We start from the raw sequence: 23,916 nt of genomic DNA on the forward strand, positions 1-23,916 counted from the left end.
CCGCGCGCCCGGCCGGGACCGGCTCAGATGTCGGTGACCCGGAGTCCCGCGTGGGCCTTGTAGCGGCGGTTGACCGAGATCAGGTTCGCGACGAGCGACTCGACCTGGTGGGCGTTGCGCAGGCGGCCGGCGAAGACGCCCCGCATGCCCGGGATGCGGCCGGCGAGGGCCTGGACGAGCTCGACGTCGGCGCGCTCCTCGCCGAGGACCATGACGTCCGTGTCGATCTCGTCGAGGGAGGCGTCCTGGAGGAGGACGGCGGAGAGGTGGTGGAAGGCGGCGGCCACCCGGGAGTCCGGCAGGAGCGCGGCGGCCTGCTCGGCGGCGGAGCCCTCCTCGGGCTTGAGGGCGTAGGCGCCCTTCTTGTCGAAGCCGAGGGGGTTGACGCAGTCCACGACGAGCTTGCCCGCGAGCTCCTCGCGCAGGGACTCCAGGGTCTTGGCGTGCCCGTCCCACGGCACCGCGACGATCACGATGTCGCTGCGGCGGGCGCACTCGGCGTTGTCGGCGCCCTCGACGCCGAAGCCGAGCTCGTCGGCGACGGCCTGCGCCCGGTCGGCGGCGCGGGAGCCGAGGATCACCTTCTGGCCGGCCTTGGCGAGCCGGTAGGCGAGGCCGCGGCCCTGCTCGCCGGTGCCGCCGAGGACGCCGACGACGAGCCCGGAGACGTCGGGGAGGTCCCACGGGTCCTTGGGGGCGGGCTTGGAGGCAGCGGCGGTGGAGTCGGTCGAGCCAGTCGAGGAAGTCATGGCCCCGACATTACCGACCGGTCGGGGCGCGGGGGCCCGTCCCGTACGGGTGGAACCGACCACAATCGGCCACGCTGCGGGCGCCGCTGGTGCAGGATGCCACCCCATGGATGCCGTACGGGTCGCGTTGCTGCGGGAAGTGCTCGCCGGGACGGAGTGGCCGCGGGCGGCCCGCCGCTTCGCGGGGGCGCTCCGCTCGTCGGTCGTGCCGCACCGGGGCGGGCTGCTGCTCGTCGGCACGGAGGAGTACGAACCGTGGCACCTGGCGGCGCACCTCGTCGACGAGGCGGCCTGGTCGGGGCTGCCGGAGCTGGCCCCCACGCTCGTACGCCACCGGGTGCGGGCGGGTGATCCGGCGCATCTGGCGGTCGGCCTCGGCCGTCTGGAGGCGGCGGGGCGCGGGGCGACGCTGCTGATGGTGGCGCCGGAGCGGCCGGACGCGGGGCTGCTCCAGCGGATGCACGACGCCCGGCGGGCGGGGGCGACGGTGCTCTCGCTCGACGGCGGCGACGCGGAGGTGCGGGGGCTCGCCCACGAGACGCTCACGGTGGCGGAGGGGGCGGAGGTCGACCTGGACACGGTGCAGCACCTGGTGAGCGCGGCGGCCGGGGAGAACAGCCTGCCGTCGCCGCGCGGGAGCCGCCGCTTCCGTGACCGGCTCTCCGACCTCGCCGACCGTCTGACGGCACCGCCGCCCAGCCGCTGGTAGCGGGAGCGCGGCTCCGGGCCCGGTGGGCCGCTGACCGGCTTATTCGGTTGCCCCGGGCGTCTTCCGGTCGGAACATGGCCCCTCGTGTCCTCTCCCTTCTCCAAGCTCTCCGCCCTCCTGCCCGACCTGGCGCCCTGGCGTACGTCGCGTGACTTCCGGCTCCTGTGGAGTCAGGGGCTCGTGACCTACTTCGCCAGCGCGATGGCGATGATCGCCCTGCCGCTCCAGATCAAGGAGCTGACGAACTCGCCGCTCGCCGTCGGGGCGATGGGCGCGGTCGAGCTGGTGCCGCTGATCGTCTTCGGGCTGTACGGCGGCGCGCTCGCCGACGCCGTGGACCGGCGGAAGGTGATCGTCGGGACCGAGGCGGGTCTCGGCGTGCTCGCCCTGCTCCTGCTGCTCAACGCGCTGCTGCCGGAGCCTCTGCTGTGGCCGCTGTACGTGGTCGCGGCCGGCGTCTCCGCGCTCGCGGGGCTCCAGCGCCCCGCGCTCGACTCGCTGCTCGCCCGGATCGTGCCGCACGAGCACCAGACCGCCGCCGCGGCCCTCAACTCGCTGCGCTGGCAGATCGGCTCGATCGCGGGCCCGTCGATCGCGGGTCTCGTCGTCGCGTTCGCGGGTCACGCCCCGGCGTACGCGGTGACGATCGTCGGCTTCGCCGCCTCGGTGCTGATGTGCCGCCGGCTCTCCCCCGCGCCGCCCGCGCACGACGCGGAGAAGCCCTCGCTGCGGGGCATCGCGGAGGGCGCGCGGTACGCCTGGTCGCGGCCGGTGCTGCTCGGCACGTACGCGATCGACCTCGCGGCGATGTTCTTCGCCTTCCCGAACACGATCTTCCCGTTCCTCGCGGACGAGCTGGACGCGGACTGGTCCCTCGGCCTGATGTACGCGGCGGGCTCGGTCGGCTCGCTCGTGCTCGGCCTGACCAGCGGCTGGACGTCGAAGGTGCGGCGGCACGGGCTGCTCGTGGTCGGCGGCGCGGCGGGCTGGGGCCTGGCGATCGCGGCGGCCGGCTGGTTCGGGAACATCTGGCTCGTCCTGCTCTGCCTGGCCTTCGCGGGCGCCGGCGACATGCTGAGCGGTCTCGGCCGGGCCACCATCTGGAACCAGACGATCCCGGAGGAGCTGCGCGGGCGGCTCGCCGGCATCGAGGTGCTCTCCTACAGCGTCGGCCCGCAGCTGGGCCAGGTCCGGGCGGGCGTGATGGCCGGGTGGACCGGCACCAGGGCGGCCGTCTGGTCGGGCGGTGTCGCCTGTGTCGCCTCGGTGGGGCTGCTCTGCCTGGCGCTGCCGAAGCTGCTCACGTACGACTCCGAGACGGACGAGGACTCGCTGCGCCGCAAGGCCCAGCAGGAGGCCGCCGCGGCCAAGGAGGAGGCCGGGGCCGCCTGAGCGGTCCCGGCCTCCTGCCGAGGCCACGCCTCGGGGTCACGCCTCGGGGTCACGCCTCGCGGCTATGCCTCGGGGTTCTCGTCCGGGCGGCCGCCCTCGTGCCAGCGCGGGTCCGTCTCCCACTCCAGGTTCCGCTCGCGGGCGGTCTCCATGGCGTGGGAGGCCTCCTCACGGCTGGCGTACGGGCCGAATCGGTTCTTCGCCGGACACTCGGGACCCTCCTCGACCTTCTTGTGCTCCAGGCAGTAGTACCACTCGCCCGGTTTGCCCGCGGTGCGCTTCTTGAACAGGGCCATCGTCGTCGGCTCCTTCCTCCGAGACCATGCTGCCCCAGACGCGGTCGTTAGACTCGCTGACATGTCTGGCCAGTCGCTTCTCGTTCCGGGGGAGCTCTCCCCCCACCGCTCCGTCCCGGGCTCCATCCGCCGCCCCGAGTACGTCGGGAAGCCCGCCCCGGCCCCGTACAGCGGGCCCGAGGTGCAGGATTCCGACACCATCGAGCGGATGCGGATCGCCGGCCGCATCGCCGCACAGGCGATGGAGGAGGCCGCCAAGCTCATCGCTCCGGGTGTCACCACCGACGAGCTCGACCGGGTCGCCCATGAGTACATGTGCGACCACGGCGCCTATCCCTCGACCCTCGGCTACCGCGGGTTCCCGAAGTCGCTCTGCGCCTCGATCAACGAGGTCATCTGCCACGGCATCCCGGACTCCACGGTGCTGCGCGACGGCGACATCGTGAACCTGGACGTCACGGCGTACATCAACGGCGTCCACGGCGACAACAACGCCACCTACCTCTGCGGCGACGTCGACGAGGAGTCGCGGCTGCTCGTCGAGCGGACCCGGGAGTCCCTGAACCGGGCCATCAAGGCCGTGCGGCCGGGCCGCCAGATCAACATCATCGGGCGGGTCATCGAGTCGTACGCCAAGCGCTTCGGCTACGGGGTCGTCCGCGACTTCACCGGGCACGGCATCAACTCGTCGTTCCACTCCGGCCTGATCGTCCCGCACTACGACTCCCCCCACCACACCACCGAGATCAAGACCGGCATGACCTTCACGATCGAGCCGATGCTGACCCTCGGTACGCACGACTACGACATGTGGGACGACGGCTGGACCGTGGTGACCAAGGACAGGAAGCGGACGGCGCAGTTCGAGCACACGCTCGTCGTGACCGAGAACGGGGCCGAAATCCTTACGTTGCCCTGACCTCTCGAACGGGTACGTTTTTACCGACAGGACGTCGGGAACCAGTTGACTTAGGTATGCCTAACTTGGCAGTATCAGCACTGGTTCCCGTCCCATCGGTCCCGGAGGCACGCCTTGGACACGCCCTTCTCCACGCTCATCCGTACGGCCTCGCACGAGCAGCACACGGAGGCGGAGACGTCGTCCTTCATGGGCGACCTCCTGGGCGGACGTCTGGCCGTCGACGCCTACGCCCGCTACACGGAGCAGCTCTGGTTCGTCTACCGCGCTCTGGAGGAGGGGGCGGAGGCGCTGCGCGAGGACCCGGTCGCCGGGCCGTTCATACAGGCCGAGCTGTTCCGCACGGCCGCCCTGGAGCAGGACCTGGCCCACCTGCGGGGCCCCGACTGGCGCGCCGGGGTCTCCCCGCTGCCCGCCACCGTCGCGTACGCCGAGCGGGTCGCGGAGTGCGCCCGTGACTGGCCCGCGGGGTACGTGGCCCACCACTACACGCGCTACCTGGGCGACCTGTCGGGCGGTCAGATCATCCGTGACAAGGCGGAGCGGACCTGGGGCTTCGCGCGCAAGGGCGACGGCGTGCGCTTCTACGTCTTCGACGAGATCTCCAACCCGGCCGCGTTCAAGCGGACCTACCGGGAGCTGCTCGACGCGGTGAACGCCGACGACCTGGAGAAGCAGCGGATCGTCGACGAGTGCAAGCGCGCCTTCGACTTCAACAGCGCGGTCTTCCACCAGCTGGGCGGCGAGTTCCCGCTCAGCGCGTGAGCCGTAAGCCGTAAGCCTTCGGGACCCCCGCGCGCGAGTGATCAGCGCGTGAGGGTTCCCTCCAGGCGGACTCGTCCGCCCAACTCCACGATGCCGTCAGGGCCGGGGGCGGTGAGCAGCTGCGAACCCCGGCCCTGCGTGATGTTCAGGGCCCGGCCCAACTGCGCCGTCAGGAGCAGCGCCGCCGCGCCGGTCGCCTCGTCCTCGTCGATGCCGTCGCCGCGCCCGGGGAACGCCCGCGCCCTGACGCGGCCCGCGGCCTCCTCCTGCCAGGCCCAGGCGTAGATCCACTCGCCGGGCTCGGGGACCTGCAGGGCGTCCACCTCGGCGGCCGAGCCGTACCGGCGCAGGGTCCGCGGCGGCGCCCACTCGGCGCGCGCCTCGATCCAGGTGAACTCCCCGTCGCCGCGCACCCACACCTCGCCGGCCGGCGGGTGGACGACCTCCAGGTCGAGCAGCCAGGCGGCGCCGACGAGCGGGTGTCCGGCGAACGGCAGGCGCAGGCCGGGGGTGTAGATGTCGACGTGACCGCGCTCGGGGTCGTCCACGAACACCGTCTCGCTGAAGCCGAGCTCCTTGGCGAGCGCCTGCCGGGAGGCCTCGTCGGGGTGGTGACGGGGGTCCCGTACGACTCCGAGGGCGTTGCCGTGGCGGCCGTCGCCCGCACAGAAGACCCGGAGGACGTCGACGTCAGTGGCGGTCGTGTTCATGGCGGAATTGAAGCATCCGAAGCCGGGTTAGTGTGCCGACCGCGCGTGTTCCGTCGGGGAACACCACGGAGGGGGATTTGTCATGCCCAGGTGGGGACGTGGCGGTCACGTCACGGGAGTGCTGGCGGCGGGGTTGCTGCTCGTCGGTCTGGTGCCGCAGCAGGCAGCGGCGGCGACCGTACCGAACGGCGAGGTCGTCGCCGCGACGATCGTGAACCGGCCGGTCGACGCCCGCTGGTCGGCGCGGCTGACGGAGACGGACGGGACGACGCACTACACGCGGGACGCGGCCACTGTCGAGAACGGTACGAGCGGGGTGCCGAAGGTCGGCATCGGCACCGTGCTGAACGGTCTGAACCGGACCGGACGCCCCCTGTGCCACGCGACCAACGCGGCGGGCGCGCAGGGCTTCTGCTGGGACGCCGCCGACGACGTGGCCACCGGGTACACCCACGTCGCCCAGGGCCTCACGGGCTCCGGCGAGGCGCCGGAGAACGCCGCGCTGGTGAGCGGGCGGCGGATCGTCGTCACCAGTTGGTACCCGAAGACGGCCGGAGGGACGATCCGGGTCACCTTCGCGGACGTGACCGATCCCGCGCAGGTGAAGTACCGGCATGTCGCGCTCGTGAAGCCGACCGCCACGGGCTACACCGCGCTGACCGGCCACGCCCACTCGGTGACCTGGTACAAGAACCGCCTGTACGTCTCCACCGGCGCCGGCATGGCGCTCTTCGACCTCACCCGGTTCTGGGACACCAACGCGGGCGGCACCGCCTTCGGCGTCTCGAACGGCACGTACTACACCCCCGGGTACGAGTACGCGCTGCCGCAGCTCGACGAGTTCCGGTACGCGGACTACACGTCCGGCAGTTGCGGCACCTACGCGACGCCGACCCCCGCGCCGCCGTGCTTCACCGGCGCCTCGCTCGACCTGAGCGGCCCCGAGCCGGCCCTCGTCACCGTCGAGTTGTACGGGGTGAAGAAGGACCAGCAGCAGCAGTTCCTGGACCCGGGGGTGATCCTGCGCTGGCCGCTGGACGCCACGGGACTGCCCCGGATGGTGAAGGAGCAGACCGGCCAGGACCCCGTGGTCGAGGTCGAGAGGTCCCGGCCGTCCGCCGCGTACACCTCCACCGTCAGTGGGGCGCAGGGCATCGCGATGAACCGGGGACGGTTCGTCGTCTCCGCGCCGTGCCCCGAGTTCATCGAGGGGAAGGTGAACATCCCCAGCTGCCTCTACCACGCCTGGCCCGGTGAGCCGGTGCGCCTGTGGACCCGTACCGGCATCAACAACGAGAACGTCTCGTACTGGCCCGCGACCGACGAGCTGTGGACCGTCAACGAGGCCCCGGGGAACCTGACCGTCTTCCACATCCGGTGGCCCAGGCCCGAACTGCCGGTGCGCTCCCTCACCGGCCTCGGCGGGAGCCTGACCGGAAGCACCCTGCCGGACGTGATCGCGATCCGGCCGAAGGCGTCGGCAGCGGCGGGCGCGGGTTCCGGCAACCTCGTCCTGTATCCCGGGGCCGCGGGGGGCGTGGCCGCCCGCTCGTCCATCGGCACCAGCTGGGACTCCATGCGCCTCGTGGCCGGCGTCGGCAACCTCGACGCCGACCCCCGCCCGGACGTCCTCTCCGTGGACGAGGGCGGGGCCCTGTGGTTCTACCCGGGCGCCGCCAACGGTCTCGGCAGCCGCACGTCGGCCTCGCCCTCGGGCTGGGGCGTCGTGACGCGGATGACGGGGGTCGGCAACATGACCGGCGACGCGAACCCGGATCTCATGGCGATCTGGGAGAACGGCGACGCCTACCTCTATGAGGGCCGGTCTGGCGGTCTCGGTACGAGTCACAGGATCGGGACGAGCTGGCACACCATGCGCCTGGTGACGGGCGCGGGCGACCTGACCGGCGACGGCCGGCCCGACGTCCTCGCGGTGGACGCCGCCGACGGAAAGTTGTGGCTGTACCCGGGCAACACGTCCGGGGGCCTCGGCGCTCGCACGGAGCTGTCGACCGGCTGGGGCGTCGTGCGGACGATGGCCGGTGTCGGCGACCTGACCGGTGACGGCCGGCCGGACGTCCTCGCCGTCTGGGAGGACGGCACGGCCCGGCTCTACCCGGGCCGCCTCGACGGCCTGGGCGCCGGCAGCCCGGTCGATCTGGGCTGGGGCGCCCGCTAGACAGGGGCTGACGGACGGCAGGGCCGCACCCGAACGATCGGGTGCGGCCCTGCCTTTTTTTGGGGGGTGGCGGTAGAGGGGTGTCGGTCAGGACTCCATGGCGCGGCGGCGGACGGCGATGACGACGGCCGCGCCCGCGCCGGCGATCAGGCCGGAGGCGCCGAGGAGGAGGCCGGTCGGGGTGCCCGAGCCGGTGGCGGCGAGGGCGCCGGAGCCGCCCGTCGCGGACGAGCCTCCGACGGTGCCCGCGCCCCCGACCGTGCCGGAACCGCCGACCGTGCCGGAACCGCCGACGGTGCCGGCGCCGCCCGTGGTGGACGAGCCGCCGGCCGAACCCGAGCCTCCGGTGCTGCCGGAGCCGCCCGTCGTCGAGGAGCCGCCGGTGGTCGACGGCAGCGAGGCGTCCTTGTCGGCCGCGAGGGTCACGGTCACCGGGTCCATCTCGGTGCCCGCCGGGTAGCCGCCCTGGCCGCCCGGGGCGCTGAACGTGGCGGAGCCGGCCGCGGTGAGCTTCGCCGGGATGTCGGCGAGGGTGACGAGCCCCTTGGTCACGGTCCAGTCGGCCTTGGACAGGTCCAGGTCGACCAGGGCCACGTCGTTCTTGGTGCCGGTGGCGCTGGTGACGTCGGCGGTGAGGGTGCCGGTGGTGCCGGTCGCGTTGACCTTCAGGTCGGCGACGGTCCAGTCGATGCCGTGCGCGTCGCAGACGAAGGCGAGCTTGCCGGAGAAGGCGGCCTCGGCCTTGCGGGCGTCGGCGTCCAGGTCGGCCTTGCCGAAGCCGAAGTCGTAGGCGGAGCCCCGCTTCACGGCGCCGCCGGAGGCGGTGACGGAGCCGCCGCACATCTCGCCGACGTACCGCTGCCAGCTCTGCTTGACGCCCCAGGTCAGCCTGCCGTCGACGACGCCGGCGGGGTCGGTCGGCGGCTGCGTCGCGGGAGCGGTGGTGGGGGCGGTGGTCGTCGGGGCCGGGGACGTCGGGGCCGTCGTGGTGGGGGTCGGGGACGTCGGGGCCGTCGTGGTGGGGGCCGGGGACGTCGGCGCCGTGGTGGTGGGGGCGGGGGACGCCGGCGCCGTCGTCGTCGGTGTGACGGGCGGGGTCGTCGGGGGCGCGGTGGTCGGCGGCGGCGTGGTCGGGGGCGCGGTGGTCGGCCGGGCGCCCGCCTTCACGGTGAGCGTGGCGGCGTCGAGCTGGTCGCCCTCCTTGTAGAAGCCCGCGAAGGCCTCCGCGCCGCCCTTCGTCAGCTTCGCCGGTATGTCCTTGAACACCATGGCGCCGCCGGCGCCCTGGGCCGGCCGGACGCCGGTCATGTCGAGCGCGGCGAAGGAGACGTCGTCGCGGGTGCTGACCGTGCCGTCCTTCTCCTTGGTGACGACGTCGGCGGTGATCTCGCCGGTCGGCGCGGCCGTGCCCTTCGTCGTCAGCCTGACGTCCGAGATCCGGATGTCGAGGGCGCCCGAGTGGGCCTCGAAGCGGACGCCGCCCTTGAAGGAGTTGGCGGTGCCGTGGGTCCCCATGTCGTAGGTGCCGGTGCCGTCGACGAAGGTGAAGACGCCGTTGTTCGCGGCCTGCTCGGCGCCTCCCTCGAGCGTGGTCTTCCCGTGCGCGAAGGGCTGGGCGAGGTACGAGCGGAAGGACTGCTTGATGCCCCAGTCCAGGGTGCCGTCGCTCAGCGTCATCGGGGGCGGGGCGTCGGCCGCCGAGGCGGGCAGCGCGAGGGCGACGGCGCCCGTGCCGAGGGCGGCGGCCGTGGCGACGGCGGCGGCCAGGGTGACGGATCGGCGCAAGGGGGTGGCCATGTCGGGGGCTCTCCTAGGTGGTGCGCGGGGGCGGCGCAGGGGGTGCGCGCGGGGCGGGGCGTGGGGGTCAGTCCGTGGAAGTGCCGGTGCCGGTGCCGGTGCCGGTGCCTGTACGGCGACGGCGTACGGCGACGAGGACCGCGAGCGCGGCGGCGAGGAACACGCCCGCGCCGATCGCGACGTACGTGCCGGTGGAGCTCGTGGAGGCCGTGGAGGCCACGGCCGGGGAGGGCGCGGACGAGGCGGCCGGTGCGGGCGCCTTCGTCGGGGCGGCGGAGGACGTGACCCCGCTGCCGAGGTCCGGGAGCGCGGGCAGCTTCGCCGTGGCGTCGACCGTGACGGCGAGCGACACGGGGTCCATCGCGGTCCCCGCCTTGTACATCCCGCCGAAGGCCTTGGCGCCGCCCTCGGTGAGGGTGGCGGGGGCCTCGGCGACGGCGGCGAGTCCGTTCTTCGGGGTGAAGTCCGGGGCGGTGAAGGTGACCAGGGGGACGGCCTTCGTGGTGGTCCCGGCGCTGGTGACGTCGGCGGTCAGCGTGCCCTTGCCGTCGGTCACCTTCGCGGTGACCTCGGCGAGCGTGAGGTCGAGGTGGGCGCCGGTGAAGCGGACGCTGCCCGCGAAGGCCGCGTCGAGGGTCTGCTTCCTCGCGTCGTACGTGCCCTTGCCGCTCGGGAAGCGGAAGAGCGCACCCCCGTCCTGGGCGCCGTCGGCGAGGGTCCACTTGCCCTGGGCGGTGGCCCCGGTGACGTACTCGCGGAACGTGCGGCGGACACCCCAGTCCACGGCGGCGGTCCTGAGGGTGCCGGTGCTCGCCGGCGCGTTGGGGGAACTCGCCGTGGGCGACGAGCCCGTGGGGGTTGCCGTCGCCTGCTTGCCCGTCGGCGCGGTGCTCGGTGCGGTGGTCGGTGTCGTGCTCGGCGTGGCCTGCTTCGGGTTCTGGACGTCGACGGTGAGGCTGACGGGGTCGAGCGGCGTACCGGCCGGGTAGTAGCCGGCGAAGGCCGCCGCGCCCTGCGTGGTGAGCGTGGCGGGCACGCCGTCGAGGGCGACGGGGCTGCCGCCGCCGCGCATGTCGATGCCGCCGAGGTTCAGGGCGGCCAGCGGCACCTGGGCCGTGACGCTCATGCGGCCGCTGCCCTTGGCCTTGCTCGCCATGTCGGCGTAGAGGGTGCCGCGGCCCCCCTGGATGACGACGCGGGGGCGGCTGATGGTGAGGTCCAGCTCGTTCGTGCCGTCCGCCTTCCGGTGGCCCGTGAAGCGGACGCCGCCGGAGAAGGCCGCCTCGAAGGCGCCGGTCCCGGGGTCGTACGAGCCCTGCGCGGAGTGAAAGCGGAACTGGCTGCCGCCGACCGTGGCGGCGCCGCCGGTGAGCTCCCAACCGCCGTGCGCGATGGGTCCGGTGACGTAGCTCTGGAAGGAGGACTTGATGGCCCAGTCGAGCCGTCCGCCCTGCACCGTGCGGCTGTCCGCGTGGGCGGCGGAGGCCGGGATCAGGGCGGCGAGCAGGGCCGTGAAGAGGCTCACGGCGAGCGCGCGGGTGGGTCTGGACAGCAGCATGGAACCCCTCCGAGGGCTAGCAAGTGAGGTAAGGCTAACCTAAGCTGCATCGAGCCTCGGCCGGAACCCCTCCGACCCGAGAGCACGGCAGAACGCAACAGAACGTCACAGAACGACCGACAGGACGGTGTCCGGTGCGCAGAACTCGCCTCGCGGGAGCGCTGACAGCAGTGCTCGCCCTCGCCCTCGCGGCGACCGGCTGCGGTGACGGAAGCGGCGACGCAAGCGGCGGTGCGGGCGGCGGTGCGGGCGCCCCGGCCTCCGCCGAGGCCGCCACAGCCCCCGACCGGGTCGAGCCGCTCGCCGACCCGGCCGGGCCCCGACTGCCCGTCACCGTCCCCTCGGCGGACGGGCGCACCGTCACCGTCGCCTCCACCGAGCGGATCGTGCCGCTCAGCGGCTCCCTCAACGAGATCGTCTTCACCCTCGGTCTCGGCGGGAAGGTCGTCGCCCGCGACATCACCGCCACCTTCGAACAGGCCGCGAAGCTCCCGGTGGTGACCCGCGCCCATGACGTCTCCGCCGAGAGCGTGCTCTCGCTGCGGCCCACCGTCGTCCTCGCCGAGTCCACCACCGGACCGGCCGAGGCCGTCGCCCAGATCCGGGACGCGGGCATCCCCCTCGTCGTCGTGAAGCCCGCCAAGGACCTCGCGGACGTCGGCACCCGCATCGACGCGGTCGCCGCCGCCCTCGGCGTACGCGACTCCGGCACCGCGCTCAAGAAGCGCACCCAGGAGCGGATCGACGCCGTACGGAAGGGGATCCCGGCCCGCGAGGAGAAGCCGCGGGTGGCCTTCCTCTACGTCCGCGGCTCGGCCGCCGTCTATCTGCTCGGCGGCGCCGAGTCCGGCGCGAGCTCCCTGCTCGAAGCGACCGGCGCGATCGACGCGGGCAAGGAGTCCGGACTGAAGAAGGACTTCACCCCCATCACCAGCGAGGCCCTGGCGCAGGCCGCGCCCGACGCGATCCTCGTCATGCGCAAGGGGCTCGACTCGGTCGGCGGGGTCGACGGCCTGGTGAAGATCCCGGGCGTCGCACAGACCCCGGCCGGCGCCGACAAGCGGGTCGTCACCGTCGACGACGGCGTGCTCCTCAACTACGGCCCGCGCACCGACCAGGTCCTGCAGTCCCTCGTCGGCCAGCTGTACGGGGAGAAGAGGTGACGGCGCTCCAGGATTCCCCGCCGCACACGGAGAAGCACACAGGGAAGGCGGTCAAGGCGGGGAAGGAGGATCCCGCCTCCGCCCCGCGTCCGCGGCGCGGCCGGTCCACCGTCCTCACCGTCTCCCTCCTCGCCGTCCTGCTCCTCCTCTCCCTCCTCTCCGCGGGGATCGGGGCGTACGAGATCCCGCTCGGCGACGTCCTCGCCTCCGTTCAGCACCGGATCGGGCTGGGCGGGCGCGCGCTCGACCGCACGGCCGAGAGCGTCCTGTGGAACATCCGGCTCCCCCGCGTCGTCCTCGCCGTCCTCGTCGGCGCGTCGCTCGGCTGCGCGGGCGCCCTCATGCAGGGCGTGTTCGGCAACCCCCTCGCCGAGCCGGGCGTCATCGGCATCTCGGCGGGCGCGGCCGTCGGCGCGGTCGGCGCGATCGCGCTCGGGCTCACCTTCCTCGGGAACTGGACGGTGACCGTCTGCGCGTTCGTCGCCGGCCTGGTGACCGTGTTCCTCGTGTACGCGATGTCCCGCTCGGGCGGCCGCACGGAGGTGGTGACCCTGATCCTCACCGGCATCGCGGTGAACGCCTTCGCGGGCGCGCTGATCGGCCTCTTCATCTTCTTCGCCGACAACGCGCAGATCACCCAGATCACCTTCTGGCAGCTCGGCTCGCTCGCCCAGGCCACCTGGCCCAAGGTCCTCGCCGTGCTGCCCTGCGCGCTCCTCGGTCTGGCCGTCGCCCCCTTCCACTCCCGCCGGCTCGATCTGCTCGCGCTCGGCGAACGGCCCGCCCGGCACCTGGGCGTGGACGTGGAGCGGCTGCGGATCGCGCTGATCCTGGTGGTGGCGCTGCTCACCGCGGCGGCGGTCGCGGTCGCCGGGATCATCACCTTCGTCGGCCTGCTCGTCCCGCACCTGCTGCGGATGGCGAACGGCCCCGGCCACCGCTTCCTGGTGCCGGGCAGCGCGCTCGGCGGCGCGGTCGTCCTGGCGGCCGGCGATCTGGCGGCCCGGACGGTCGCCGCCCCGGCCGAACTCCCCCTGGGCGTCCTCACCGCCCTCCTGGGCAGCCCCTTCTTCTTCTGGCTGCTGCGCAGGACCCGTCGTCGGCAAGGTGGTTGGGCATGACATCCATGGCATCCGTACGCTGGAAGGCCCTGCTCCCGACCCGGAGCACGCGCGCCCTCCCCTCCCCCGCCGCGCGCGGCGAGCTCGTCGCCGAGGCGCTCGGGCTGCGGGTCTCGCTCGGCGGCCGGGCGGTGCTCGACGGCGTCGGGATCGGGGTGCGGGCCGGGGAGGTCCTGGCCCTGGTGGGACCCAACGGCGCCGGGAAGTCGACGCTGCTCGCCGCGCTCGCGGCCGATCTCGCCCCGAGCGACGGGGAGATACGGATCGGGGGGCGGCCCGCCCATGACTGGTCGGCCGGTGAACTCGCCCTGCGCCGGGCGGTGCTGCCGCAGGCCGCCGCGCTCTCCTTCCCCTTCCCCGTCGCCGAGGTCGTCCGGATGGGCCGGGCGCCCTGGGCCGGGACCGAGCGGGAGGACGAGGACGAGGCGGCCGTCGCGCTCGCGATGGCCGCGACCGAGGTCGAGGCCTTCGCCGGGCGCCCGTTCTCCGCGCTGTCGGGCGGCGAGCGGGCCCGGGTCGCCCTGGCCCGCGTCCTGGCCCAGCGGACCGGGCTCCTGCTGCTCGACGAGCCGACCGCCGCGCTCGACCTGCGCCACCAGGAACTGGTGCTCCGGGTCTGCCGGGAGCGCGCGGCGGCCGGGGACGCGGTGGTCGTCGTGCTGCACGACCTGGGGCTCGCCGCCGCCCACGCGGACCGGGTCGCGGTGCTGCACTGCGGCCGGATCGAGGCGGACGGCCCTCCCTCGGAGGTGCTCGACGCGGAGGTCCTGAGCCGGGTCTACCGGCAGCCGGTGGAGGTCTTCCCGCACCCGCGGACCGGGGTCCCCCTCGTCGTGCCGGTCCGCGGGGACTCCTGACCCGCCAAACGGACAATTCACCTTCCTTGACTGGCTCTTGACCCTGCCATGAGGACTCCATAGGGAGCCCGTGACTCGCCTGTGTCCGTCGTGTCGGAGCTGAGAGCCGAATCACCGAACGAGCGGGTATGGCTGAGGTAAGCCTCGGTTAAGTTAGGTCCGCCTCACCCCGCTTCACCGCGCGTCCCACCCCTTGTCCCCGCGTTCCTGGAGTCCCCATGCGAGCCGTCCGCCTCTCCGTCGTCACCGCCGCCGCGACCGCGGCCGCCCTGACCGCCGTCACGGGCTGCGCCGAGAAGAGCGACGCCAAGGGAGCGGACGGCGCGGTCACCGTGATCGCCAAGGACGACTCCTGCGAGGTGTCGAAGAAGGAGTTCCCGGCCGGTCACGTGACGCTCGCCGTCGAGAACCGCGGCTCCAAGGTCACCGAGGTCTACGTCCTCCACCCGGACGACCGGATCGTCACCGAGCGCGAGAACATCGGCCCCGGCACCAAGGCCACGATCACCGCCGAGATCAAGGCAGGCGACTACACGATCGCCTGCAAGCCCGGCATGGTCGGCGACGGCATCCGCCAGCAGGTCACGCTCACCGGCGCCGGTGCCGCGACCGCCAAGCGCTCCCCGGAGATGGACGCCGCCGTCGCCGCCTACCGCCAGTACGTCCAGGCGCAGGCCGACGCGACCCTCCCCAAGGTGAAGGTCTTCACCGACGCCGTCCGCGCCGGTGACATCGAGGCCGCGAAGAAGGCGTACGCCGAGTCCCGCATCGGCTGGGAGCGCACCGAGCCCGTCGCCGAGTCCTTCGGCGACATCGACCCCAAGGTCGACGTCCGCGAGGACGGCCTGGAGGAGGGCCAGGACCCGGCGAAGGACTGGACCGGCTGGCACCGCCTGGAGAAGGCGCTCTGGAAGGACAAGAAGCTCGGCGCCGCCGAGAAGCAGCTCGCGGACACCCTGGACAAGGACCTCGCGGACTGGGTGAAGCGCGTCGGCAAGGCCGAGATCACCCCGACCTCGATGGCCAACGGCGCCAAGGAGCTCCTGGACGAGGTCGCCACCGGCAAGGTCACCGGCGAGGAGGAGCGCTACTCCCACACCGACCTCGTCGACTTCAAGGCGAACGTCGAGGGCGCGCAGAAGTCCTTCGACCTGCTCAAGCCGGTCGCCACGAAGAACGACCCGAAGCTCGTCGCCGAACTCGACAAGCGGTTCGCCGCGCTGAACACGCTGCTCGACAAGTACCGCACGGACAAGACGAGCTACGTCTTCACCTCCTACGAGAAGGTCGGCCCGGCCGAGCGCAAGGAGCTGTCGGACGGCGTCAACGCGCTGGCCGAGCCGCTCTCCAAGCTCGCCGCCGCGGTCGTCAAGTAGCGGGACGGGGGCAGAGGACATGTCCGAGGAGCAGGATCTCCCGGTGCGGGGCGCCTCCCGCCGTACGGTCATCGGCTGGGGTGGTGCCGGGCTCGCGCTCGGTGCCGCCGCGGCGGGCGGCGCCGTGGCCCTGGCCCGGGGCGGGGACGGCACCGCGCCGGTCGCCGACTCCGGCGCCGCCGTGCCGTTCCACGGCGCGCACCAGGCCGGTATCGCGACCGCCGTCCAGGACCGGCTGCACTTCGCCGCCTTCGACGTGAAGACGACGGACCGCGCGGAGCTGGTCCAGCTCCTCAAGGACTGGACGCGGGCCGCCGAGCGGATGACGGCCGGCGCCGAGGTCGGCGACGGCGCGTACGGCGGGCCGGCGGAGGCGCCGCCGGACGACACGGGCGAGGCCCTCGGCCTCAAGCCGTCCCGTCTGACCCTCACGATCGGCTTCGGCCCCACGCTCTTCGACGGGCGTTTCGGGCTGAAGGGCAAGCGGCCCGGGGCCTTGGTGGAGCTGCCCAAGTTCCCGGGCGACAACCTGGATCCGGCGCGCAGCGGCGGCGACCTCTGCGTCCAGGCGTGCGCGGACGACCCGCAGGTCGCCGTGCACGCCATCCGGAACCTCGCGCGGATCGGTTTCGGCACGGTCGCGGTGCGCTGGTCGCAGCTGGGCTTCGGCAAGACGTCCTCGACGACCCCGGACGCCCAGACCCCGCGCAATCTCTTCGGCTTCAAGGACGGCACCCGCAACATCGCGGGCACCGAGACCGAGCGGCTCGCGCAGCACGTGTGGGTCTCCGGCAAGGACGCGGAGGGTCCGGCGGCGTGGATGGACGGCGGTTCGTACCTCGTCGCCCGCCGCATCCGCATGAACGTCGAGACCTGGGACCGCACCTCGCTCGGCGAGCAGGAGGACATCTTCGGCCGCGACAAGCGCGAGGGCGCCCCGGTCGGCAAGGCCAAGGAGCACGACGAGCCGTTCCTGAAGGCGATGAAGCCGGACTCGCACGTCCGGCTCGCGCATCCGGACACCAACGCCGGGGCGACGATCCTGCGGCGCGGCTACTCCTTCACGGACGGTACGGACGGCCTCGGCCGGCTGGAGGCGGGCCTGTTCTTCCTCGCGTACCAGAAGGACGTCCGGACCGGCTTCATCCCCGTACAGACCTCGCTCGGCCGCGCCGACGCCCTCAACGAGTACATCCAGCACGTGGGTTCGGCGCTGTTCGCGATCCCGCCGGGCGTCCGGGACAAGGACGACTGGTGGGGCCGGGCGCTGTTCTCGTGACGCTCCACGCAACCCCGGGAGGGAACCGACGTGTTCGGTAACTATCTGATCGGCCTGCGCGAGGGCCTGGAGGCGAGCCTCGTCGTCTGCATCCTCATCGCGTACCTGGTGAAGACCGGGCGCAGGGACGCGCTGAAGCCGATCTGGATCGGCATCGGCGTGGCCGTGGGGGTGGCGCTGGCCTTCGGCGCGGGCCTCGAGTTCGGCTCCCAGGAGCTGACCTTCGAGGCGCAGGAGCTGCTCGGCGGCACGCTGTCGATCGTCGCGGTCGTCCTGGTGACCTGGATGGTCTTCTGGATGCGGCGCACGGCCCGGCATCTGAGGGCCGAGCTGCACGGACGCCTCGACGCGGCCCTGCAGATGGGTACGGGCGCGCTGGTCGCGACCGCGTTCCTGGCGGTGGGGCGCGAGGGCCTGGAGACGGCGCTCTTCGTGTGGGCGTCGGTCCGGGCCTCCTCCGACGGGTCGTACGCGCCGCTGGCCGGCGTCGTCCTCGGCCTGCTCACGGCGGTGCTGCTGGGCCGGCTGTTCTACCAGGGCGCGGTCAGGATCAACCTGGCGAAGTTCTTCACCTGGACCGGCGGGATGCTGGTCGTGGTGGCGGCGGGCGTCCTCGCGTACGGCGTGCACGACCTCCAGGAGGCACGCTTCCTCGACGGCCTCGCGGACAAGGCCTTCGACGTCTCGGCGACGATCCCGCCGGACAGCTGGTACGGCACGCTCCTCAAGGGCGTCTTCAACTTCCAGCCGGACCCGACGGTCCTTCAGGTCACGGTGTGGGCGCTGTATCTGATCCCGACGCTCGCGCTGTTCCTGGCCCCGATAGGGTCGGGTCCGTCCGTGCGGGTGGAGAAGCAGAAGGCGACCGATGAGCAGGCTGAGGCTGAGGCGAGCGCCGAGACGACCGGTTGAGCGCTTCGCGGCGCGACCGGTGAGGGCGCTGGCGGCCACCGCGGCGACGACCGTGCTGGCGCTGACCGCGAGCGGCTGCGTGACGGTCCACGGTGAGACGGCGCTGCTCCCGGCGGTGACGACGTCCGAGGCCGCGCAGGCCCTCGCCGACTTCACCGCCGCCTACAACCGGGCCGACAAGGCCAACGACCCCGCGCTCGACTCGGACCGGGTCACCGGTCCGCTCGGGGCGATCAACCAGGCGGGCCTGCGCTCGCGGGCGGTCACGAGCCCCGGCGGCAACCCGGACCACCGGGCCCTCGAACTGAGCGACGCGCGGTTCGTCGTGCCCCGCAAGGCGGGCTGGCCGCGCTGGTTCGTCGCGGACACCGACTCGAACCACGACGTCGACGAGGGCCGCGCCGACCAGCGCTGGGTCCTCGCCTTCGTACGCAACGGGCCCGACGAGCTGTGGGAGGTCGCCCACCTGGTGGTCCTCAGCGCGCGGGCGGTGCCCGTGTTCGCCGAGGAGGAGGGGTACGCGGTGCCGGTCGCCGCGGATACCGACGCCCTCGCGGTCGCGCCCGGGGACCTCGGGGCGGAGTACGTGGCGTATCTGCAGGAGGGGAAGCCGGGGCCGTACGCGGCGGGGCCGCACACCTCGCTGTGGCGCGAGGAGCGGCAGAAGACCGCGAAGCGGCCGGGGCTCGCCACCCAGTACATCGACCGCGTCGCGGACCAGGGGGACTTCGCCCCGCTGGGGCTGCGGACGAAGGACGGCGGCGCGTTCGTCTTCTTCGCGACCCGGTACTTCGAGCGGCAGACGGCGGCGCAGGGCTACCGGCCGAAGGTCGGCCCGGACGTCAAGGCGCTGCTGACCGGCGAGGTGAAGAACACCGTCACCAAGGAGTGGGTGTCGAACCTGGCGGTCCTGGTGAAGCCGGCGGGCACGGACCGCGACGGCGTCACGATCGCGGGCCGGCTCCAGGGCGTGGTGGGCGCGGAGGGCTCGTAACCGGTCCCCCGCGACAGGCCGGGGGCTCGGCGGGTCGGGGACTCTGCGGGTCGGGGACTCGGCGGGTCAGGGACTCGGCGGGTCGGGGGCTCGTCGGGTCAGCGGGTCAGCGGGTCAGCGGCCAGGCGATCTCGTGGGCCGTGTGCTCCCCGTCGCTCTCGGCCTCCCGTGCGGCCGCGTGGCGCGCGCAGGCGTCCTGGAGGGTCTCCAGGAGGTTCAGCGGGTCCGGCAGCGGGTGCTCGGGGCCGCGGACCCAGGCGACCACCGGATGGGCGTCCTCGTCCCCGGGCAGCCGGGCCGGCGGTACGAGGACGTAGCTGCCGCGGCAGTGCCAGCGCAGCCCCGGGTGCTCGTCCATCGTCTCCGGGTGGCAGTCGAGCTCACACGGCCACCACTCGTCCTCGTCCTCGGGGGTGCCGCGGGTGGCGGTGAAGAAGAGCATGCGCCCGCCGACCGTGTCGACGTCGGCGGACTCGGCGACCGGTCCGACCTCGACGCCCTCGGCGAGCAGCCGCTCCAGGGCGGCGCGGCCGGCGGCCATCGGCACGTCGAGGACGTCGTGGACCATGCCGGTGGCGGTGACGAAGTTCGCCTCGGGCTCGTTCCGCGCCCAGCGCTCGATCTGCGCGCGGTCGGTGGTCGACTGGGTCTGCCAGGCGAAGGAGACGGGGTGCCGGGCGGGGGTGGGACAGCCGATCCGCTCACAGGAACAGCTGTAGCCGACGGGATACGCGGCGGGGGCCAGGGGCAGCCCGGCGGCGGCGGTGGCCAGGAGCAGCTTCTCGCGGTCGTTCTCGTCCTCGGCCGCGGTGCGTTTCGGGCGCCTGCGCAGCCACTGTGCGAGTTTGCTCTCCGTGCCGCGGTAGCGGCCGATGCCGTCGCCCATCTATCCCCTCACAGCTCATGCTCGCCCGTTCGGCTCTGCCCATGGTCCCACCATCCTGCGCCTCGGGTGACCGGAGTGTGGAACCGGGGTGCGGAAACGGGGTGCGCGGGGTGGTGGTGCGGGTGGGGCGTGCGAACCACCCGAACGGTCCACAGCGCGCGACGCGCCCAGGGCGGACCATGGGTCCACCGATCTTCGGTTCTTCCGTCCGCCCGTTCGTGAGGAGCCCACATTGCGCCCCACTCCGCGCACGTCCTCGCCCCGCCGCTACCTGATGTGCCCACCCACGCACTTCACGGTGACGTACTCGATCAATCCCTGGATGGACCCCACGAAACCGGTCGACCTGCCGCTGGCCCTCGCCCAGTGGGAGGACCTGCGCGATCGCTACCGTGCGCTGGGCCACACCGTGGAGCTCCTGGCTCCCGACCCGGCGCTGCCGGACATGGTCTTCGCGGCGAACGGCGCGACCGTCGTCGACGGCCGGGTCCTCGGCGCGAAGTTCGCCCATGCCGAGCGGGCCGACGAGGCCGCCGCGCACCTGTCCTGGTTCCGCGGGAACGGTTGGCCTGGTGAGGCGCTCCGGCTCCCGGAGCACGTGAACGAGGGCGAGGGCGACTTCGCCGTCACCGCCTCGTGGATCCTCGCGGGGCGCGGTTTCCGCGCCAGCCCGCTCTCCCACGGGGAGGCGCAGGAGTTCTTCGGCCGGCCCGTGATCGGTCTGGAGCTCGTGGACCCGCGCTACTACCACCTGGACACGGCGCTGTGCGTCCTGGACGACGCCCGGGACGAGGTCATGTACTACCCGGCCGCCTTCTCACCGGGCAGTCGCGCGGTGCTCGCCCGGCTCTTCCCGGACGCGCTGATCGCGACGGAGGAGGACGCGGCGGCGCTCGGGCTGAACGCGGTGAGCGACGGTCTGCACGTGCTGCTGCCGCAGGCGGCGGTGGGCCTCTTGGAGCCGCTGCGGGAGCGGGGCTTCGAGCCGGTCGGGATGGACCTGAGCGAGCTCCTCAAGGGCGGCGGCAGCGTGAAGTGCTGCACGCAGGAGCTCAGGCCCTAGCGCTCAGTCGGTGTCCGGCGGCCAGGAGTCGCCCCACTCGGTGTCGCGGGCCTGCTTGTAGAGGGGCCCGTGGCGCTTGGTGACCGTCTCCCGGGCGAGCCCGTCGGGGCCGCACAGGTCGAGCTGGACCAGGCCCTTGCGGATCTGCGGCCTGCGGGTGACGCGGGACACGACCGGGGTCACCGGGAACCTGGTGGCCGCGACGTAGCTGTACTTCTCGTCCTCGTACGGCAGGGAGCCGCCCTTCACCTGGCGGTGCAGCGAGGAGCGGCTGACGCGGGCCGAGAAGTGGCACCAGTCGGTGCCCGGCACGATCGGGCAGGCGCCGCTGTGCGGGCAGGGCGCGGCGACGGTGAATCCGGCGTCGATCAGCAGGGTGCGGGCGGCGATGATCCGCTCGTAGCCGTCGGGGGTGCCGGGCTCGACGATGACGACCGCCCGAGCGGCGCGCGCCGCCTCGGTCACGAGCGCCGTGCGGTCGGGCGCGGTCAGTTCCTTGAGGACGTACGAGACGGTGACGAGGTCGGTGTCCGCGAGCTTCAGCGCGGTGCCGATCCGTTCGCGCCGCCATTCGGCGTCGAGGGTGCCGGCCGCCAGCTCGCGGCCGAGGGCGAGGGCGGGCTCGGCCCAGTCGAGGACGGTGGTCCGGGGCGGCGCCTCGTCCCAGGCCTCGGCGACGGCCCAGCTCGCCGCGCCGGTGCCGCCGCCGACGTCGGTGTGCGTGGCGGGCGCCCAGTCGGGCGCGGCCTCCCGTAGGGCGTCGAGGACGCCCCGTACCGCCTCGAAGGTCGCCGGCATCCGGTACGCGGCGTACGCGGCGACGTCGGAGCGGTCGCGCAGCACGGGGGTGTCCGTCGGGGTGGTGCCCCGGTAGTTGGCGATCAGCCGCTCGACGGCCTTGGTCGCCTGGGTGGGCGGCAGCCCGTCGAGGAGCCCGGCGAGGGCGGCGCGCAGGGACTCGGCGGAGGGAGGGGTGGCGGCGTTCACCGCAGCATTCTAGGCGGCCGGGCCTCGGCCCTCGGCAGCACGGAGGTGCTGGTCACGAGCGTCCCGGCGGGGCACCGGAGTTGGTCGACGGAGCGCCGATGATGTTGAGTGCTCATGCCAAGTCTTGGCAGGCAATCGGTCGATCGAGGAGTTCATGTGAAGGCTGTCGTACGGGGGACTGCCGTGGCAGCGGCGCTGGTGCTGGCGCTGACGGGATGCGAGGAGAGCGTCCCGGCGAAGGGGAACGAGAAGGCGCCGGCCGCTCCCGGGGAGGCGCAGCCGGGGGCCGAGGCGGGGGCGGACGCGCCGAAGGTCGTGTGGCTGGACCCGACCGGTCTGATGAACGCGCTGCCGGTCGAGTCCGCCGTGGGCGACATCTTCGTCGGGGGTGATCCCTTCATGGCCCAGGGGCCCGAGGCCGTCGAGCACTGCGCCGAGGAGACGGGGGTGGCCTGTGACGGGCTCGTCGCCGTCGGCGGGAAGGACATGGAGGCCCGCGGCGACGCGGACGACACGCGCGTGGAGTTCCGGCTCTACTCGTTCGGGACGGAGGACCAGGCGCGCGCCGCCATGAAGGGTCTGGCCGCCGAGCAGCGGAAGAAGTCCGCCGAGTACGGAGAGCCGTCGAAGCCGGTGACCCTGGCCACCGTGGCCGACGAGACCGACGCGTACGCGGACGACGCCACCGCCGATGTGGTCCTGCGCATCGGCACCGTCGTCGCGCACATCGACGTGAACGACACCGAGCCCGCGGGCCTGGAGCACGTCTCGAACGTCCAGGTCGAGCGGGTCAGGATCGTCGCGGCGGGCAAGAACCCGGGGTACTGACCCGCCCGACACCCTCAGATGCCCGTGGCCGTCCTGCCGGACTGCCACGGGCGGCACAGGCCCAGGAAGCAGGCCAGGGACAGGGCGGCGCAGGCGAGCTGGACGACGGCCATCGGGACGGCCGTGTGCTCGCCCGCGATGCCGACGAGCGGGGAGGCGACGGCGCCGACGAGGAACGACGAGGTGCCGAGGAGCGCGGAGGCGGAGCCGGCCGCGTGCGGGGTCCGCATGAGGGCCTGGGCGTTGGTGTTGGGCAGGGCCAGGCCCATCGCGGACATGAGGACGAAGAGTCCGGCGGCGATCGGCACGAGCCCGACCTCGCCGAAGACGCCGGCCGTCATGAGGAGCAGGGCGAGGGAGGCGAGCAGGATGGCCCCGACGCCCCAGCCGAGCACCTTGTCGAGGCGGACGCGGCCGACGAGGAGCTTGCCGTTGATCTGGCCGACGATGACGAGGCCGATCGAGTTGACGCCGAAGAGCAGGCTGAAGGTCTGCGGCGAGGCCCCGTAGATCTCCTGGACGACGAACGGCGAGGCCGAGATGTACGCGAAGAGGGCCGCGAAGGCGAGCCCGCCGGTCAGCATGTAGCCGGTGAAGACCCGGTCGGCGAGGAGTCCGCGCATGGTGCGCAGGGCGTCGCCGACGCCGCCCTCGTGGCGCCGCTCGGGCGGGAGCGTCTCGCCGAGGAAGCGCCAGACGACGAGGGTGAGCAGGATGCCGATCACGGTGAGGACGTGGAAGACGCCCCGCCAGTCGGTGATCCGGAGGATCTGGCCGCCGATGAGGGGCGCGACGATCGGGGCGGCGCCGGAGATCAGCATCAGGGTGGAGAAGAAGCGGGCCATCTCGACGCCGTCGTAGAGGTCGCGGACGACGGCGCGGGCGATGACGATGCCGGCGGCGCCCGCGAGGCCCTGGAGCAGCCGGAAGCCGATGAGGAGTTCGGCGGTGGGCGCGAGGGCGCAGACGGCGGTGGCGAGGACGTACACGACCATGCCGACGAGCAGCGGGCGGCGGCGGCCCCACTTGTCGCTCATGGGGCCGACGACGAGCTGGCCGAGGGCCATGCCGGCGAGGCAGGCGGTGAGCGTGAGCTGGACGGTGGCGGCCGGGGCGTTCAGCGCGCCGGTGACCTCCGGCAGCGCCGGCAGGTACATGTCCATGGAGAGCGGGGGCAGGGCGGTGAGTCCGCCCAGGACGAGGGTGACGAGCAGTCCCACGCTCCGGGCGGCGGGGGCGCCGCCGGCGACCGGAGCGACCGGAGCGCTCTCGGTTATGTGCCCTTGTGTTGTTTTCTGGCCGCTCTCCGGCATCGACTGCTCCATTTCGTTGAATCCTTGCCTATGCTCTCAGCTCGACCGGCATGGTCGAGACCT

22 protein-coding genes are annotated in these 23,916 nt (G+C 73.1%); 14 read left to right on the top strand and 8 right to left on the bottom strand.

Annotation, left to right across the window (positions count from 1 at the left end):
* Nucleotides 1-23 precede the first annotated feature (23 nt).
* Complete coding sequence (gene npdG / locus ACIBG6_RS26065; protein WP_317594462.1) at nucleotides 24-749, bottom strand: NADPH-dependent F420 reductase; 726 nt, start codon at nucleotides 747-749, stop codon at nucleotides 24-26.
* Between the two features lie 106 nt (nucleotides 750-855).
* Between npdG and ACIBG6_RS26070 the strand changes: the two genes are divergently transcribed.
* On the top strand, nucleotides 856-1,458 hold the full coding sequence (locus ACIBG6_RS26070) for a hypothetical protein (RefSeq protein WP_399224989.1): 603 nt from the start codon (nucleotides 856-858) through the stop codon (nucleotides 1,456-1,458).
* Between the two features lie 84 nt (nucleotides 1,459-1,542).
* On the top strand, nucleotides 1,543-2,850 hold the full coding sequence (locus ACIBG6_RS26075; RefSeq protein ID WP_399224991.1) for an MFS transporter: 1,308 nt from the start codon (nucleotides 1,543-1,545) through the stop codon (nucleotides 2,848-2,850).
* A gap of 62 nt (nucleotides 2,851-2,912) precedes the next feature.
* Here the strand turns inward: ACIBG6_RS26075 and ACIBG6_RS26080 are convergent, their stop codons facing one another.
* On the bottom strand, nucleotides 2,913-3,146 hold the full coding sequence (locus ACIBG6_RS26080) for a hypothetical protein (protein ID WP_399224992.1): 234 nt from the start codon (nucleotides 3,144-3,146) through the stop codon (nucleotides 2,913-2,915).
* Nucleotides 3,147-3,207: 61 nt separating this feature from the next.
* Between ACIBG6_RS26080 and map the strand changes: the two genes are divergently transcribed.
* Together map and ACIBG6_RS26090 are read left to right on the top strand one after the other, a co-directional pair.
* Nucleotides 3,208-4,065, top strand: coding sequence for a type I methionyl aminopeptidase (map, locus tag ACIBG6_RS26085; protein ID WP_329623848.1), 858 nt, complete (start codon nucleotides 3,208-3,210; stop codon nucleotides 4,063-4,065).
* A 114-nt stretch (nucleotides 4,066-4,179) separates the two neighbouring features.
* Nucleotides 4,180-4,830 (top strand): biliverdin-producing heme oxygenase, encoded by a 651-nt coding sequence (locus ACIBG6_RS26090; protein WP_317594467.1) that lies wholly within the window; start codon nucleotides 4,180-4,182, stop codon nucleotides 4,828-4,830.
* A 41-nt stretch (nucleotides 4,831-4,871) separates the two neighbouring features.
* Here ACIBG6_RS26090 and ACIBG6_RS26095 read toward each other — a convergent pair whose 3' ends face one another.
* Nucleotides 4,872-5,540 (bottom strand): PhzF family phenazine biosynthesis protein, encoded by a 669-nt coding sequence (locus ACIBG6_RS26095; protein ID WP_399224993.1) that lies wholly within the window; start codon nucleotides 5,538-5,540, stop codon nucleotides 4,872-4,874.
* Nucleotides 5,541-5,622: 82 nt separating this feature from the next.
* Between ACIBG6_RS26095 and ACIBG6_RS26100 the strand changes: the two genes are divergently transcribed.
* A complete protein-coding gene (locus ACIBG6_RS26100) occupies nucleotides 5,623-7,719 on the top strand; it encodes an FG-GAP repeat domain-containing protein (RefSeq protein ID WP_399224994.1) in 2,097 nt (698 codons plus the stop codon).
* 87 nt (nucleotides 7,720-7,806) lie between these two features.
* Here the strand turns inward: ACIBG6_RS26100 and ACIBG6_RS26105 are convergent, their stop codons facing one another.
* Entirely contained in the window at nucleotides 7,807-9,516 is a 1,710-nt protein-coding gene (locus tag ACIBG6_RS26105; RefSeq protein ID WP_399224995.1) for an HtaA domain-containing protein, read from the bottom strand.
* A 67-nt stretch (nucleotides 9,517-9,583) separates the two neighbouring features.
* Entirely contained in the window at nucleotides 9,584-11,074 is a 1,491-nt protein-coding gene (locus ACIBG6_RS26110) for an HtaA domain-containing protein (RefSeq protein WP_399224996.1), read from the bottom strand.
* A gap of 134 nt (nucleotides 11,075-11,208) precedes the next feature.
* Here ACIBG6_RS26110 and ACIBG6_RS26115 point away from each other — a divergent pair, with 134 nt between their 5' ends.
* The 7 genes from ACIBG6_RS26115 to ACIBG6_RS26145 all read left to right on the top strand — a co-directional run bounded on the left by ACIBG6_RS26115 (nucleotide 11,209) and on the right by ACIBG6_RS26145 (nucleotide 18,776).
* A complete protein-coding gene (locus ACIBG6_RS26115) occupies nucleotides 11,209-12,237 on the top strand; it encodes a hemin ABC transporter substrate-binding protein (protein WP_399224997.1) in 1,029 nt (342 codons plus the stop codon).
* Nucleotides 12,234-13,358: a FecCD family ABC transporter permease gene (locus ACIBG6_RS26120; RefSeq protein ID WP_399224998.1), complete on the top strand. Its 1,125-nt coding sequence runs from the start codon at nucleotides 12,234-12,236 to the stop codon at nucleotides 13,356-13,358. Before ACIBG6_RS26115 ends, ACIBG6_RS26120 begins: the two co-directional genes overlap by 4 nt.
* Complete coding sequence (locus tag ACIBG6_RS26125) at nucleotides 13,355-14,215, top strand: heme ABC transporter ATP-binding protein (RefSeq protein ID WP_399224999.1); 861 nt, start codon at nucleotides 13,355-13,357, stop codon at nucleotides 14,213-14,215. Before ACIBG6_RS26120 ends, ACIBG6_RS26125 begins: the two co-directional genes overlap by 4 nt.
* Nucleotides 14,216-14,433: 218 nt before the next feature.
* On the top strand, nucleotides 14,434-15,591 hold the full coding sequence (efeO, locus tag ACIBG6_RS26130; RefSeq protein WP_399225001.1) for an iron uptake system protein EfeO: 1,158 nt from the start codon (nucleotides 14,434-14,436) through the stop codon (nucleotides 15,589-15,591).
* A gap of 19 nt (nucleotides 15,592-15,610) precedes the next feature.
* Nucleotides 15,611-16,870, top strand: coding sequence for an iron uptake transporter deferrochelatase/peroxidase subunit (gene efeB / locus ACIBG6_RS26135; RefSeq protein ID WP_399225002.1), 1,260 nt, complete (start codon nucleotides 15,611-15,613; stop codon nucleotides 16,868-16,870).
* A 30-nt stretch (nucleotides 16,871-16,900) separates the two neighbouring features.
* Nucleotides 16,901-17,782: an iron uptake transporter permease EfeU gene (efeU, locus tag ACIBG6_RS26140; protein WP_399225003.1), complete on the top strand. Its 882-nt coding sequence runs from the start codon at nucleotides 16,901-16,903 to the stop codon at nucleotides 17,780-17,782.
* The gene (locus tag ACIBG6_RS26145; RefSeq protein ID WP_399225006.1) at nucleotides 17,739-18,776 is read left to right on the top strand and encodes a hypothetical protein; all 1,038 of its coding nucleotides are present in this window, start codon (nucleotides 17,739-17,741) and stop codon (nucleotides 18,774-18,776) included. Before efeU ends, ACIBG6_RS26145 begins: the two co-directional genes overlap by 44 nt.
* Before the next feature lie 106 nt (nucleotides 18,777-18,882).
* Here the strand turns inward: ACIBG6_RS26145 and ACIBG6_RS26150 are convergent, their stop codons facing one another.
* Nucleotides 18,883-19,662, bottom strand: coding sequence for a bifunctional DNA primase/polymerase (locus tag ACIBG6_RS26150; protein WP_399225007.1), 780 nt, complete (start codon nucleotides 19,660-19,662; stop codon nucleotides 18,883-18,885).
* A gap of 232 nt (nucleotides 19,663-19,894) precedes the next feature.
* On the opposite strand from ACIBG6_RS26150, the gene ddaH reads away from it, so the two are divergent.
* Nucleotides 19,895-20,725: a dimethylargininase gene (ddaH, locus tag ACIBG6_RS26155; protein ID WP_399225008.1), complete on the top strand. Its 831-nt coding sequence runs from the start codon at nucleotides 19,895-19,897 to the stop codon at nucleotides 20,723-20,725.
* A 3-nt stretch (nucleotides 20,726-20,728) separates the two neighbouring features.
* Here ddaH and ACIBG6_RS26160 read toward each other — a convergent pair whose 3' ends face one another.
* Nucleotides 20,729-21,712 carry a small ribosomal subunit Rsm22 family protein gene (locus ACIBG6_RS26160; RefSeq protein ID WP_399225009.1) on the bottom strand — a complete coding sequence of 328 codons (984 nt, stop codon included), beginning with the start codon at nucleotides 21,710-21,712 and terminating at the stop codon, nucleotides 20,729-20,731.
* 156 nt (nucleotides 21,713-21,868) lie between these two features.
* On the opposite strand from ACIBG6_RS26160, the gene ACIBG6_RS26165 reads away from it, so the two are divergent.
* Nucleotides 21,869-22,540 carry a hypothetical protein gene (locus ACIBG6_RS26165; RefSeq protein WP_399225010.1) on the top strand — a complete coding sequence of 224 codons (672 nt, stop codon included), beginning with the start codon at nucleotides 21,869-21,871 and terminating at the stop codon, nucleotides 22,538-22,540.
* Nucleotides 22,541-22,554: 14 nt separating this feature from the next.
* Here the strand turns inward: ACIBG6_RS26165 and ACIBG6_RS26170 are convergent, their stop codons facing one another.
* The gene (locus ACIBG6_RS26170) at nucleotides 22,555-23,865 is read right to left on the bottom strand and encodes a multidrug effflux MFS transporter (protein WP_399225011.1); all 1,311 of its coding nucleotides are present in this window, start codon (nucleotides 23,863-23,865) and stop codon (nucleotides 22,555-22,557) included.
* Nucleotides 23,866-23,916: the final 51 nt, after the last annotated feature.

The sequence above is a fragment of the Streptomyces sp. NPDC050842 genome (assembly GCF_044456565.1).
In the GTDB taxonomy this organism is placed as follows: domain Bacteria; phylum Actinomycetota; class Actinomycetes; order Streptomycetales; family Streptomycetaceae; genus Streptomyces.